This is a genomic window from Acidobacteriota bacterium (genome assembly GCA_030949985.1).
In the GTDB taxonomy this organism is placed as follows: Bacteria; Acidobacteriota; Polarisedimenticolia; order J045; family J045; genus JALTMS01.
Window position 1 is genome coordinate 1 of the sequence record JAUZRX010000106.1, and the last position, 13,836, is coordinate 13,836.

Genomic DNA, 13,836 nt, shown 5'->3' on the forward strand with positions numbered 1-13,836 from the left:
GGCGACCAGGAATCCCAGCACGGCATCGCCGAGGAATTCGAGCGGTTCGTTGTCGTGGTCCAGGTCGCGCTCGTGGGCATAGGAACGGTGCACGAGGGCCTGGTGAAGTTTGCCGCGGTCCTTGAACGTGTAGCCGAGCGCGGCCTCGAGTTCGCTCATGTGCTGTTCGATGTCGTCACTCCAGCGCATGGTCTCCTCGCATCGATCCGTCCATGGAAGCGCTCGTCCAGAGTGCGCCTAGCATAGCCCGAGGCGCTCAGGCCGCTATAGCGACGAGGGCGTCGGCCTGCTATTTTTCTGGCATGCGTGGAACTCGGAGGTGTCGAAGTGCGGGGCTTTGGGGGAGGCTTGCCGGGCTGGCAACCTTGGTTGCTTTGCTGAGCCCCGCGGGGGCCGACTCAGGCCGCCAATCACCAGCGAGCGGATGGTCGCCCCTGCCCCCCCACACCATGACCGTCCTTCTGGCCACCGGCGCGGATCGTGGCTACCTTCGTCCCCGGGGGTGCTACGGCAGTTTTGGAGGGGCCCTTTATCGCCCCCGGTTCGATCAGTGGCTGGCCCGCACCCGGCCCGGCGTGGCCCGGATCTGGATCAGTTCCGGCGGTGTTACCGGCCCCATCGGCGAGGACCGGGACAACCAGCCCCCGGGGGTCATGTTCGAGCAGTTGAAGCGCACGGGATATAGCGCGGTAGGGCTGGACTACTTCGACCTCAGTCTTTTCGGGCCCCGGGCCTTGCAGGCTTCTGCGGCCCGAGTGGGCCTCGAGTTGCTGACCTCAAATCTGCGGATCCTCGAAACAGGCAGGCCTCTGGGGCGGGATTCGCTGATCCTCGACAGCCCGAGTGGCAAGATTGGACTCGTGGCCGTCATGACGCACCGCCCCGATGAGTATTGGGGGGATCCCGGGTCGGGAACGATCCTTACTTTCGAACCGGTGGCGGCCTTGCGGCCGATCGTGGCGTCCCTGCGCCGCCAGGTACGACAAGTCGTGTTGCTTTCCAGCCTGGGCAAGGTCGAACTGGGGGAACTGCTCCGTGAAGTACCGGGTATCGACCTCGTCTTCGCCACTCAGGGTACGGTGGAGGACGTAGCTCCTGAAAGGCTCCACACCGTGCCGGTACTCTGGCTTGGTCACGCCGGTCGGGTTCTGGGGCGGGTGGCTCTCGACGACGCAGGGCATGTGCTGGAAGCCCAGGGGGTGTGGGTGCGCGACGCGTTCCCGATCGATCCTCTCAGTGGCGAGGCGCGGGGCGAAGACCTTCACTGAGATGTGGAGCCAAGGGGATTGGCAGTCCGTAGGCAAAGCCTTGTCGATGCGAGGGGCTGACTTTGGAAGCCTGGTTCCTCGGCCGGAAGGGGCTTATGGATCGGTCCGCGAGTCCGAGTTGCCATGGTCGAACCGCTCGAGGCAGCCCATGGCTCCTTCTGGCGGGCATTCTTCAGGCTCCATGTCCCCCAAGCTGTCCCGCGGTCCCGCAAAGATTACTCCGTCGCAGACCGTGGGGTCTCCGCGGCGTGTCCCCCCGCCCCCGCCTGCTGCCATGTAGCCCAGAGAGCGCAGGCGTGTTTCCGATTCCTCCAGCACGGTGGATGGGAGTGAGGCACGGGGAACGCGACTTGTGCGAGCCCTCTCGAGGTGTTGCCGCATCGCCTGTCGCATGGAGGCCAGCGTTCGGGGTTCTCGTTCGGCCAAGTTGACGGTTTCTCCGGGATCCTCCTCGAGATCGAAGAGCTCTTCTCTGCAGTCGTGGTGATCGATGACGTAGCGCCAGCGTTCCCGGGTCAGAGAGGTCAGACAGCCTCGGCGGACCGTTTGGCTCAAGACGCCCGGGGGCGATGATTCACTCGCACGGGGGGATTCGGCTGTATCCAGGGGAAGGGGTGGAAGAGATCCGAACCCCTCCCTAGGCAGTCCCGCGAGTGCCAACAGGCTGGCCCCGAGTTGGGCTGTGGAAACGGTTCGATGCTCGCGGGAAGGTCTCAGTTCGCTGGGATAGCGCAGCATCAGGGGTACGTGAATCAGCGTGCTGTCGAGGCGGTTGGTATGCCCCAGCCAATGGTGTTCCATGAAGGCTTCACCATGATCGGCGAGTATGGCCACCACTGTGCGGGAGGCCAACCCTTGTTTCTCGAGGGCGTCAAGAATTTCGCCCACATAGCGGTCGGTATAGCGCACCTCGCCCCAGAAAAGACCTTGGAGAAACAGTGCTTGTGGTGCTGTGACAGGGTCGCGGATCCATTTCAAGCATTGGACACGGAGGCTCGGCGGTCGTTCTCCACGGGAGAAAATTTCGTCGTACGGGGTTGGGGGATTGTAGTTGTAATGGGGATCCCAAAGATGAACCCAGATGAAAAATGGTTCCTTCTTCCACTGCTCGAGCCGGTGGATGACCTTGCCGCTGAGGGCCGGCGAGGAGATCTTGTCATGACCGTAGGGTTCGTAGTCGAAGATTTCGAAGCCGCGGTCGAAGCCGTACTCCGCGCGCAGGGTCACGGCAGGTGTGAAGGCGGCCGTGCGGTAGCCGGATGCGCGAAAACGTTCGGCCAGCGTCGGAACACTTCGCGACAACGATTGGTAGTGTTTTTCAACGCCATGAGTCGGCGCGTCATGGCCGGTCATCACGGCCATCATGGCGGGTGTTGTCCAGGGTGCTGGGCTGATGGCCTGGTCAAATACCAGGGACTGGTCTGCGAAAGCTGTGAGCCTGGGGGCGATGGGTTTGCCCTCATGTCGGCCGAAGGCGGCGTCGAGACGCAGCGAGTCGACGGAGATCAGCAGGATCGAAGGTCGCGACAGATTGCATGACAGGAGCGGAAATGCGAGTATCGCCGCCAGGAGCACCCCGTAGGAACGCCGCATCATGGCCCCTCTTTCCTTTCGAAATAGTTGAAATAGAAGCCGGGTAGACGTTGGCTGCGCAGGGCGTAGCGCTCGTGAAATTCCGGGTGTTCCCACAGCTCGCGCTCGCTGACGGATTTTCTCATGGAGGCGATGGCCTGTTCTGTGATGGGTTGCTGGCTGAAGCGAGCCCTCATGAAGAGGATCAGTCGCGGATTGCGCTCCAGCACGTAGGCGCCGTCTCCCTTTTCATGTCCCGGGGGGCCTTCGCCCATGTGTGGCATCCGGCGCTGGGCAATGTGCCGATCGCAGAGGCCGTACATGTCGATGGTGGGGAGTGAGGATTCGTAGGGCAGCACGCCGGCGTTGCCTGTGGCCATCCAGGTGTTCTGCTCGAAATGAGTACCGAGCCAGGCGCCGGCTGCCCGGTGAACCGGAAGAACCTGCGCCCGCCAGCGGGCGAACTCGCGGGCGCCTCCCCCCAGTCCGACCAGGATTGCACCGGCGAGGCATACCGAGCCTGCGACGAGCAGGAAATTCGCGATCGGTCGGTTACGATCCGAACTGAACCAGGAAACGAGACCAACGCCCGCCCAGGCCGCGAAAAAGAGTGCCGGGGTCGCAAAGAACCGGAACGTGGGCTTGTAGTCCCCTCCTACCCAGGCAACATATGCGATAAAGATCCAGGGTAGAGCGAAGGGAAGTGTGGCCAAGGGGCGACGGTCGCGTTTCTGCAGAAGAACCCAAGCCCCGGCTCCCGCCGCGATGAGCAAGGGAAAGGCATGCCATACGAACTCCCCTGTGTAGGTCAGGCCTCGCAGCAGCGCGGTCATGCCTCCGCCCACCTTGGCATGGAAAGTGTTGGGTACCAGATCACCGTAGTAAAGCCAGCGGAAAGCCTCCAGGCCGATCACGGGAAGAGCGAAGAGGAGCCAGCGAACCCAGAATGACGTGTCCGGTCTGCAGCGCTCCCTCGCGAGTCCGAAAAGGTTGCTCAGCCCCGCCAGGCCGGCAATCAGGGCGCCCTCCGGCCGGGTCAGGGTGGCCATCGCGAGGATCACTCCGGAGATCGGCAGGCGGCGACCGGGTGGCGAGGTGGTCTCGCGAAGGTAGCGTGCGATGCCGGCCACGGACAAGGCGGCGAAGAAAGCTGTTTCGAGCCCCATGACAGATTCCGCCACGAAAAACGGGAGGCAGGCGGCAATCACCGCAGCGCTCCCCCCGGCGGCGCCGCGGAGCGGTTCGGGGGCCAGCGTTCTGGCAAGATCGAAGGCGGCCCACAGGGCCAGCCCACCCGAGGTAAGCCCTGCCAGCCAGAGAGCCTTGACGGGCGGCAGGTCGAGAACGAACAGCGCCGCCATGCCGATGGTCCAGAGGAAGTTGGTAAAGCCCTCGACATACTCGCCCGGGTTGTAGACCAGTCCGATGCCTTCGGCCAGGTTCCTCGCATAGCGGAGGCTGATGAACGCATCGTCCTGCAGGCACCATCCGAAACTCCAGGCGTGCCAGGCGTAGAGCAGCCAAGCCAGCAGAAGAAAGGGGTAGCCTCCCCCGTTTGCGAGGCGATTCCTCACGGCTTGGATGTCTCCGGGCGTCGTCTCGAGAGCCCCCGAAAGCGAGCAGCCCGTTGAGCTAGAGGGCTGGCCTCGCCGGCTAGGTGGAAGATATTTTCCGAACGAATCTGTGCGGCGAGGCTGGCTCCGGCAAAGGGCTCGGCCCTGTCGAGCAGGGAAATGGCCGTCTGTTGATCGCCCTCGAGGGCCGCGAGGATCGCCAGTTCTGTCAGAGCCTTGGCGCTCTGCGGGCGGTTTTCCAGGACACTTTCGAGAATCTGCCGGGCCTCGCCGGGTTTTTCCTGGTGCCTGAGCAGGCGGGCTTTTTCCACCAGCAACTTCTCGTCGCCGGGCATCTGGGCCAGAAGCTTGTCGATCTCCGCCGTAGCCGCCGCGAACAGCTTCCGGTCGGCCAGTCGCCGAGCCCGACGGATGGCGGTATCTCGTGGGCTCTCCCCCTCGGGTACGCTCATCGCGATGGCATGCGCGGCAGCACCGATCTGGCCCTGCTCGAGTAAGATCGTGGCCGCCTGAGCGTGGGGATAGCGGTAGGATGGATCGGCAGCCACGGCGGCTGCATAACTCTCGAGTGCCTTGTCGGCCTCCCCCAGGCCGGCGAGAGTATCGCCCAGCTTCGCCAGCAGGTGGGGCGTTCGGGCCCGGGGCGAGATCAGGGCCTTCTGGTAGGCTTGCCGAGCCCGGTACTGGTTGCCAGAACGTAGCAACAGGTCGCCGAGCCACTCTTGCAATTCAGGGGCGGGCGATGTTTCCTGCTCGACAACGCTCTCGATGGCTGCTATCGCCTCATCGATGGCATCGATGTCGGTCAGCATTTCGGCCGCTGCAAGCGTCTGCCCAGGCGTGCAGACCGAAGACAGCGTCCCTCGAATAAGCTTGAGTGCCTCGCTCCGGTCTCCAAGCATCTTGAATGTCCGGGCAAGATCCAGCGCTTGGGTCATGCTCCCAGGTTTCCAGGCCTCGAGTTCTGTCAAGAGCTGGCGGCGCAGGGCAAGCCGTTCCTCGGACATCCCCTTGACGTTGGCGCCCAACAAACCGGCGAGCGCGCTACGGGGAGCCAGTGCAGAGGGGGCGAGCTTGCGGGCTCGCTCGAGAATCCGGGTGCTCTCGAAAAGATCCCCCTCCAGGCGTGCTCGATTGGCTCGGGCCATCAATGCCAGCACTTGGCGCTGGTGGTCGTCGAGGGCTGGAGCATCCCCTTGGGGTGTCTCCGAAGGCCCGAGTGTGACCTCTCGGTTGGGCCAGCCGTAAAGCCTGGACGGCCAGCGGGTCATGCAAGTTGGGCGATGAGAATCCGTAGCGGGGGCGGGCTCCAGGCCTACGCCGGGGGCCAGGAAGGAGGCCATCGCTGTGATTCCCGGGGGAATCGGGGCGGCGTCCCCGGAACTCTCGGCGGGCAGCACGGTGGCGACTACCCGTATCACGGAAGGGACGAGGGTCAAACCATGCCCGGTTTCGCCACCATCACCGAAAGCCGTTCCGTGGAGGGCGACTACGGCGAGGGTGGTGCGCCCCTCGAGTCCGAAACTGGCGAGCGCATCGCGCAGATAGCCGATGGTCTCATCGACTGCCGCCAGTGATTCCCGGTAGTGCTCTTGGGGGTCCGCTCCGCTCGCCGCGTAGGCCGGATCCGCCAGATGCACCCAGAGAAACTTAGGGCTTCCGCTTCCACCTTCCTTGAGGAAAAAAGCGCCGACCTGGTCGGCGATTACCGAAGCGGGAGTCCACCCGATTCGGCGGGGGTGAACGCGGTGCGTCTCGTCAGGCAGGATGGGAGAATCTCCGACGGAGCCGGGACTGGTGAATGTCTGGAAGCCTCGAGCGAGCCCGGTGAGTGGCGAGACGGCCCCCTGGCCGATGAAGGCTGCGGTTCGGTAGCCTCTCGCCGCGAACGATTCGGCGAGTGTGGAGTAGTGCGACGGGAGGCGGCAGCGGTCAGCAAAAAAGCAGTCGAGCGTTTCGGGGCCCTGCCCGGTCATCAGCGATGCCAGTGCGGGAATGGTGTCGGGGACCGAGGTGAGCATGTCGCGCCGCGAGATGCCCTCTTCCATCAGGGAAGAGAGCCGTGGCATGGACTCCGGCGTGACGGAATCGGCTCGCAGGCCGGAGATGGTGACCAGGATCAGGCTGTCTCCCCTTCCTTGGCAGCCGGTGAGTAACGGCAATCCGATCGTCAGCGCCAGAGCAGTCGCCAGACGGAGCGCCCCGGAGAGGAGAGCCGAGGCGGCGGGTCGAAGATCCATGGGTGGTAACCTCTTAGGGGGGGCGAACGACGCCCCGCACGCGGGGGTATTTTAACCCCCCGCCCTGGTCGGTGCTTGAGCCGGACGGAAAAAAGAAGGGAGCCGCTTTTGGCGGCTCCCTCCGGTCGTAGCTGTAGAAGCGCTGAAACTCAGCGGCGGCGAATCGGCCGCTCGAACTTCTTCGGCACGACTCCGGGGTTGAGGTTCGGAAGCTCTGTGGCCGTGGGGCCGACAGTGGTGATGGCGTCGTCGATGTCGACGACTTCCAGGGTGTAGAACACGCCGGAGCCACGAGGCGCCCGCGTGTTGATCGCATCGATGAAGGAATAGCTGGAGGGCTCACCCTTCGCCGGGATCAGGCTGGAAACGCGCTGGTACGGACCGTTCTGAGTGAAGGAACGCGTGACATAGAAGCCAACCACGCCATCTTCCAGCTCGGTCCGCCAGTTCACCTCGATGTTGTTGCGGCCGACGTACCGGGAAGAAAGATCGACGACCTGAACGTCGAAGGCGCCGAAGCCCACGCACTGGCTGTTGGCGGAGAGGTAGCGCGAGAGAACTTCACTGGTAGGACCGGGGTAGCGGATCTTCAGGGCGAAGAACGCACTGTCCTGGTCACCGATGCCGAGGTCGGCCGCGCTGACCGTGGTGCTGGTGCCGGTCACGGTCTTGAGGAAAGTGTAAGCATCCGCAGTCGGGGCCGCGCAGCTACCGCCGACATTCGCCACGTAGTAGAGGTCGTACTGGACCGGGTCCGCCGGGGCGACGCCAATGACGCTCACGGCAGTCCAATCCAACTGGATGACCAGTGGATCGGTGGTGGCGGAAGGCTTCGGGACCGGGATCGGACGCAGACCGCCCCAAGGGGAAATGATGCCCTGGGTGGTGTTGGCGATTTCGGTGCCGGCAGAATTGGCGGGCTCGGCGGCGCCAAGGCAGGTGTTGTTGGATTTGACACCAACGCACCCGGCGGCCCACAGGTCGTCCTGGTCGGTATCGGCCACGTTCTGGCCGACCCAGGCGTAGTAGCCCTTGTGGTCAGGAGTGCCGGTTCCAAACTCGGTGTCCCAGGCGCCCATGTAGAGGCCGTAGTTGCCATCCCAGTTGAAGATGTCTTCCAGAGTGCCCTTGTAGCCGACCTTGCCCTTGTTCGGCTTGTTGGTGTGGTTGATCTCGCAGTAGCGACCACCGGCCGGATCGACCAGCCCCGTCGGGCAGACGGCCGCGTTGGGGTTTACCGCCGAGTGGCCCTCCTTGAAGTAGCGAATGGAAACAGGGCCCTCTGCGGCATCGGTCTCGCGAACAACGCTCTCGATCGGCTTGGAAAAGGCGAAGACGTCCAAACCCGAGCCAAGAACGAACGCCGCGGCAATCAGCGTCATGAGAATCTTTTTCGTCATCAGAATCTACTCCTCCTGCTCATCGCCTCAGTAATGGGGCCACTGGTAGCCGGACACATCGGTCTTGGTATAGATGATGACTCCGGCGCCCAGATCGAGGCTGAAATTCACTCCAGCGTTACCCGTCCAGTTGGTGAGTGCTGAGTCTGCCTCGAACTTGGCGAGACGGTCGAGCGAACCGGGGAACTGGCTTTCGATATCCGTCCGGAGCTGCTCGGCGTTGGTCAACGTCTGGTGATACGGCGCAGCAGCGTTGAACGCCTGGCCACTGGTGAAGTTGAGCGTGTAGTTCGGATCGTGGGAACCCACGACTACCGGTGTCGCCCCGCCCGTCCCACCATAGGCGATGTAGGCTTCGGCCTTGGTGATGCCGAAGTTGACTCCGGCGGTGCCGGTCCAGTTGGTGATCGCCGAGTTCGCTTCGAACTTGGCAACTCGAGTGACGTTGCCCAGATCCGTCAGCAGACTCTGGGCATTCGTGTAGTTGTTGTTCCAGGGCAGAGACAGGTTGAAGGCCTGTCCGTCAGGAATCTGCGGCACGAACTTGAAGCCCATGTTCGAGGCCACGACCACGCTGCCCACGAGCAACGCGACCACGGCCACACCGACCATCCATCCCCGGATTGCGCGGAAACTGGTCATCAAACCCTCCTACTTCCGTTTTGCTCCCTGCGGTGCCGGACAATCTGGAGATCTCCGTCGGCATCAGCCACCCGCGCACAACCTGCGCCAGGGCTGCCATGGCCGACCCGAAGAAGACCCCTCGTTGCACGGTCCCGCGAGGGATAGTTACGACGAGACTGGCACCGCGTCAACGGAAATCCGGATTTTCCTGTGCGAAAGCCAGACATCGATCGGTTCTCCGCGGCTTCTTTCGAAACCGGCTGAACTCTTCCAACGAAGACACTAGTCGACACGATAGAACACCACCGTTCCGGGACGGGGCTCACCGACCTTGTCCACAACTTCTGTCCGGGCAGGCATCAGAAGCGACTCCAGCTTGACGCCGGACGGAAATTCACTTTTGGCCACCCGTCGAATGGGCCGGCCATCGCTGTAGCGCATCGAGATCGATCCGTCGGCCCTTGCCGTGAGTACCAAGGATGGCGACCTTGAGGCCGGGCTCGCAGCACCGTAAAGCGCGCTCAAGCCCAGGGCGGCGGGAAGCACAGCAGCAGCCAGGGCGTAAAAACGGCGGAAGTTTCTCCGGACTGGAGCCTTCTCGTCATGTCCAATCCGTGAGCGCACCGCACGCTGCAGCCTTTCCACCGCAAGATCGGCGGCGAGGGCTTCCTGGCTCTCGACGGTTTGAAGCTCTCTCAGGCGGGAGCAGAAAGCCTCCCATTCATGAGGGAGTGGACTGCGGCTGGCGCCGCTGCTCAAGCTGCTTTCGCCCATTTTTCTCTCTCCGGTCTCCACGGACAGCCGATCCGCTCGCGTTACACCTGTCTCTACCCGGCTACCGGGCAAGGCGTTCATCAAATTTCTAAAAAAGTTTCCAGAGGCCCTACCTGTGCCGGTCGCTGAACGCCTCTCACTCCCCCCGTGTCAGCAGGTCGGGCCGGTGCAGCCGGATCCAGGCGACGACCTTGTGTCGCGCCGAGGTGGACTGGCGACGAATCGTCACCGGGCTCAGTTTCAGCGCCTCCGCAATCACGCGAACTTCGAGGCCCTGAAGATCCCTGAGGATGAAGACGACGCGCTCCCGTTCGGGAATGGTCGCCAAGGCCAGGGTCAGGGCCTTCCTGATATCGCCCGCCGCGAGGGAAGCTTCCGCAGCTCCCGGGGCTGAACCCTTGCATTCGCCTGTCAGGGGTTGCTCGCCCTGGGCCGGATTCCGGCTGACGTGATTCCGGGCGGCATTGAGTGTCAGGCGCACGAGCCACGGCTGGAGGGGGCGATCGGGGTCCACTCGGTCCAGCGAGCGATAGAAGCGCAAGAACGCCTCCTGGGCCACGTCCTCTGCGTCCTGGCTGTGCCGCACGATGCGGCGCGCCAGGGACAGAACGAGCCGCCCGTAATGGCGAACGAGGTGATCGAATGCAGCCGCATCACCTGCCTGGGCCCGGCGAATCAGATCTCCTTCGGCAAGGTTTCCTAGCACCGGCCCCCTCTTGTCTTGGTTGGCCGGAGTGTGAACACGAGGGCCACGATCCGATCGCCTCCTCGGGGCGGTCCATCAGGCGGCGTGATTCCGCGGACACTCAAGCCCCGCGCTTCCTGTCTGCCGGCCACCTGAGGCTGTTCCCGGGCTGTGGCGCGCACGGCGCGATTATACCCCAGCGTCGTCAAACCACGCGCCCACCCTTTCCGGCATCGGGGCGATGCGGACGGTGGAGCGTCGACCGTCCCGGCCCGGAGGCGCGTTCCTGCAATGAACCGGAGAGTATGTTATCCATTGACGGCCCGCACGATGTTCCGGCGGGGTTGCTCGCGTGGGGCCGGCAGTGCGGATGGGGTTGGCGAGCACGCCGGCATCACTCGATCGCCGTTCCCGGCGAAGTCCTGGTTCGAGGCGGGCCCCGGGCCAGGCTGGGAGGTCTTCAGTGGCCGTCTTGATCTCAACTCTGGCCAAGGCTCTTCGGTTTTCGATACTGCTTTTGTCCTCCGGGCTCGTTGTCCTGATCGGCCTGGGGCTGGGGGGATGCCGGCCGGGCGCGCCCGGCCGGCCCCGTTTGGTGGTCCTGATCACGGTCGATACGCTACGGGCCGACCATCTCGGTGCCTACGGTTCGCGGTTGGCGTTGACGCCTGCCCTCGACCAGATGGCCCGCGAGGGCGCCCGCATAGAGACAGCCTGGGCTCCGTTCGGCCGTACGACCCAGTCGGTGGGCTCGCTTCTCACCGGATTACATCCTTTGCGGCACGGGGCCGACGGGCTTGGGATGCGCCTGCCCGACACGGTGACCACCCTTCCCGAGATTTTTTCTCGTGCGGGTTACCGCACGGCGGCCTTCGTCAGCAACGTTCAACTGCGCCGAGGGCGGGGATTCGAGCAAGGATGCGACCTGTATTCCAATCCTCAGGCCCGGTGGGGCAGCAATTCCGCCGCCGCGATTACCGCGGAGGCCCTGACGTGGGTGCGCGCGCAGCGGGAAGACTCGAGCCCGCTGTTCCTCTGGGTGCACTATCTTGACCCGCACTGGCCGTATACCCCCGAAGAAGAGTTTGGTACGGTGACCGTGGATCTGCAGGCAGGGAAGGATTTTGATCTTTTCGACGCCGTCCGCTCGGGGCGTCTGACCAAGGGGCAGGTCATTTTCGACGCGGACAGCATTCTCAGTCATGAGGAAATCGAGAAGGTGGCGCAACTCTATCAGGCCGAGGTCGCGGGGACGGACCGTGCCATCGGCGGCCTCCTGGCAGGGCTGAAAGCGACCGGGCTGATGGGCGATGGCATCGTCTTGATGACCGCCGACCATGGGGAGGCGATGGGCGCCCACGACTACTGGTTCGCTCACGGAGAGTACCTGTACGACGACACATTGAAGGTGCCGTTTTTGGTGCACGCGCCGCACCGTGTGCCCGCCGGGACATTGATCCGAGGCAACGTCAGCCTGGAAGACGTGGCCCCGACCCTTCTCGACCTTGCGGGGCTGGCCCCCCCCCCTGATATCGATGGGATGAGCCTGGCCGATATGTTGCGTTCAGGAGGAGTGCATCAAGTCGTCTCCCGCCCGCTGGTCCATTTGACCGATCACAACCTCGTGCACCCCGAGAACCCGCGGCGACCGGTCTCGGGACGTGCCGGACGGTGGTGGGCGCTGCGTGAAGGATCCTGGAAGCTGATTCGCATGCCTCTCGGGGGGGGGCAAGTCAGAGAGGAACTCTATGATCTCGCTGAAGATCCTGAGGAGTCTCACAATCTGCTCGCCGAACAGTCGGTCCGGGCGCAGCGTATGCGTCGCACCCTCGAGGGCATCGCGCAGGAATGGCTGCAGCTTCGCGCACCTTCCACCGACGAGCCGGTCGATCTCGAACAGATCGAAACCCTCCGCAGCCTGGGCTACGTAGATTGAGGAAAGGGGCAGGAGTGATTTCGAAATTTTGGCGTTGGCTCGAGCAGACGACATTGCATTTCGAGTCGAGGCCGTGGGGCCCTTGGCGCCTGGTTGCGACTCTTGTGGGTATCGTCACCGTGCGCAATTTGCTGGAAATCCTGCTTGCGAAAAACCCCGTGTTCGAGGCCTTGGCTGCTTTCGTCCATTACCCGCTGGCCTATGTGGCTCCTTTTGTCGCATTGACCCTGCTGCTGGCTGGATTTTCCGGTGTGGCGCCGCTGCGGGTCGTGCGCCTGATGACTCTCGCCTGGTTGTTGACCTTGTTGCCACCTTTGCTCGATTTGCTCTTGCATGCCGGTGGAAGTCAGCCGACCATCGGCTACTTGTCAGCGGATCCTCGGGACCTGCTGCGGATCTGGCTGCTCTTTTTCCACCCGTTTACGCCCCTGACAGGAACCACTCCAGGGATTCGCCTGGAGGCCCTGTTGGCGGTCCTGCTGGGAGTGACGTATGTCTTTCTGCGCTCCCGCAGCCGTTTGCGTGCCTTGCTGAGCATGCCGGCGATCTATGCCACGTCGCTGTTTTTTTTCAGTCTGCCCAGCCTGATGCTGGCCATGTTTCGGAGTCTAGGGCTGGGTACAACCCTCGATTCTTTTTACCGCGGAGAAGGCGCCCTGCTGAGACCGAATCGAGCGAGCTCCGCGGATTCTATCGCGTGTCTCTGGTTGGTGCCCTTGCTGCTGGCGCTGGGATGGATATGGGTGCGTTTCGAGCGAGGCCAGGAGGGAACTCCACCAGAACCGGAGCCGGCTGCTTCTGACCCGGCCCCTCCCCCGCTACCCAAGGGATGGAGTCTCCTGCTGGTCGGTGCATTGCTCAGTGGCGTGGCTGCCGGTGTCTGGCTCTACCTGCCGTTCGAGAGGTTTTCGTCCTTGGCACCCTTCGATATTTTGGCGATTGTCAGCGCGATTCTTGCCGTGACTGTCCTGGTGGGCGCTGTCAGCCGTTTCGAGGGTGAATCGTTCGACTTTGCGTGGGCGGCTCGAGGCGTCCTCGCCCTGGCCCTCGTGGCGGCCCTCGGCCGCAGCGTGGCGGTTGGTTTGTTGGCGATGGTGGGTGCGTTGCTTCCCGTCGCGACTGGAGTGTTTTCAAGTCGGATTCGTCCACTGGCCGCCGGGCTTGGCCTCGCTCTCTCCGCCTTGGCGGCCATGTGTGCTGGATTCGCGCTGGTGATCGGTCCTGACGCTCTCGCTCGCCTCCCGGACCCTTTGATCCTGCCGCCCCTGGCAGCAGGTTTCGTCCTCGGCTCCTGGAGCGTGTCCGCCAGGCCCTGGGTGCGAGCGTTGTTCCCGCTGTTGCTGCCTCTGACCCTTGCCTCCGCTTTTTTTCCTGTTCTCGGTTTCCCTCGAGTCGCTCTCCCGGCTCTGCTGGCCGTGATCGCGGGAGTGGCGGGCATCTGGCCGCCGGGACCGGAAAGAGGCGCGGCAGGATCCAGTGGGGTGCTCGGTCTGACGCTGCTGGTAACGATGCTGAGTGTCGTTTCCGCTGGATCTTCTCAATCCGAGTTACGGCAGCAGGTGGCCTGTGTGCCGCGCCTCGAGATCGTCCATGGCCAGCAGGCCGAGGAGCGAGGAAATTGGCCACTTGCCCGGGCCCACTACCGAAAGGCCCTGGCTTGTGACGCGAGCCAGGTCGGTGCCTTGAGTCGGCTGGCCCTGGGTTTCATGCGCTACGACAAAAATATCGACAAGGGCATACAGATCGTAAGAGCACACGTCTGA

General features: G+C 63.6%; 11 protein-coding genes. 3 read left to right on the top strand and 8 right to left on the bottom strand.

The features are described from left to right. Positions 1-189: ribonuclease III (locus Q9Q40_14890; GenBank protein ID MDQ7008505.1), on the bottom strand; the 189-nt coding region annotated here is incomplete at its 3' end. A 260-nt stretch (positions 190-449) separates the two neighbouring features. On the opposite strand from Q9Q40_14890, the gene Q9Q40_14895 reads away from it, so the two are divergent. Then, positions 450-1,268, top strand: a complete 819-nt coding sequence (locus Q9Q40_14895; GenBank protein ID MDQ7008506.1) for a hypothetical protein — start codon at positions 450-452, stop codon at positions 1,266-1,268. Between the two features lie 93 nt (positions 1,269-1,361). Here Q9Q40_14895 and Q9Q40_14900 read toward each other — a convergent pair whose 3' ends face one another. From Q9Q40_14900 to Q9Q40_14930, 7 genes are all read right to left on the bottom strand, one after another. Then, on the bottom strand, positions 1,362-2,864 hold the full coding sequence (locus Q9Q40_14900) for a sulfatase-like hydrolase/transferase (protein MDQ7008507.1): 1,503 nt from the start codon (positions 2,862-2,864) through the stop codon (positions 1,362-1,364). Then, entirely contained in the window at positions 2,861-4,414 is a 1,554-nt protein-coding gene (locus tag Q9Q40_14905) for a hypothetical protein (protein MDQ7008508.1), read from the bottom strand. Before Q9Q40_14905 ends, Q9Q40_14900 begins: the two co-directional genes overlap by 4 nt. Further along, positions 4,411-6,654 (bottom strand): alkaline phosphatase family protein, encoded by a 2,244-nt coding sequence (locus Q9Q40_14910; protein MDQ7008509.1) that lies wholly within the window; start codon positions 6,652-6,654, stop codon positions 4,411-4,413. Before Q9Q40_14910 ends, Q9Q40_14905 begins: the two co-directional genes overlap by 4 nt. A gap of 149 nt (positions 6,655-6,803) precedes the next feature. Further along, positions 6,804-8,054 (bottom strand): hypothetical protein, encoded by a 1,251-nt coding sequence (locus Q9Q40_14915; protein MDQ7008510.1) that lies wholly within the window; start codon positions 8,052-8,054, stop codon positions 6,804-6,806. 27 nt (positions 8,055-8,081) lie between these two features. Beyond that, entirely contained in the window at positions 8,082-8,696 is a 615-nt protein-coding gene (locus tag Q9Q40_14920) for a hypothetical protein (GenBank protein ID MDQ7008511.1), read from the bottom strand. Positions 8,697-8,960: 264 nt separating this feature from the next. Continuing rightward, positions 8,961-9,452: a hypothetical protein gene (locus tag Q9Q40_14925; protein MDQ7008512.1), complete on the bottom strand. Its 492-nt coding sequence runs from the start codon at positions 9,450-9,452 to the stop codon at positions 8,961-8,963. A 136-nt stretch (positions 9,453-9,588) separates the two neighbouring features. Then, positions 9,589-10,158, bottom strand: a complete 570-nt coding sequence (locus Q9Q40_14930) for a sigma-70 family RNA polymerase sigma factor (GenBank protein ID MDQ7008513.1) — start codon at positions 10,156-10,158, stop codon at positions 9,589-9,591. A gap of 442 nt (positions 10,159-10,600) precedes the next feature. On the opposite strand from Q9Q40_14930, the gene Q9Q40_14935 reads away from it, so the two are divergent. Both Q9Q40_14935 and Q9Q40_14940 read left to right on the top strand, forming a co-directional pair. After that, the gene (locus Q9Q40_14935; GenBank protein ID MDQ7008514.1) at positions 10,601-12,073 is read left to right on the top strand and encodes a sulfatase; all 1,473 of its coding nucleotides are present in this window, start codon (positions 10,601-10,603) and stop codon (positions 12,071-12,073) included. A gap of 14 nt (positions 12,074-12,087) precedes the next feature. Beyond that, positions 12,088-13,836, top strand: coding sequence for a hypothetical protein (locus Q9Q40_14940; GenBank protein MDQ7008515.1), 1,749 nt, complete (start codon positions 12,088-12,090; stop codon positions 13,834-13,836).

Coding starts and splice junctions, on each gene's coding strand:
- Q9Q40_14910 (MDQ7008509.1), bottom strand. CDS start 6,654: ATGGATCTTCGACCCGCCGCCTCGGCTCTCCTCTCCGGGGCGCTCCGT.
- Q9Q40_14915 (MDQ7008510.1), bottom strand. CDS start 8,054: ATGACGAAAAAGATTCTCATGACGCTGATTGCCGCGGCGTTCGTTCTT.
- Q9Q40_14920 (MDQ7008511.1), bottom strand. CDS start 8,696: ATGACCAGTTTCCGCGCAATCCGGGGATGGATGGTCGGTGTGGCCGTG.
- Q9Q40_14900 (MDQ7008507.1), bottom strand. CDS start 2,864: ATGATGCGGCGTTCCTACGGGGTGCTCCTGGCGGCGATACTCGCATTT.
- Q9Q40_14895 (MDQ7008506.1), top strand. CDS start 450: ATGACCGTCCTTCTGGCCACCGGCGCGGATCGTGGCTACCTTCGTCCC.
- Q9Q40_14925 (MDQ7008512.1), bottom strand. CDS start 9,452: ATGGGCGAAAGCAGCTTGAGCAGCGGCGCCAGCCGCAGTCCACTCCCT.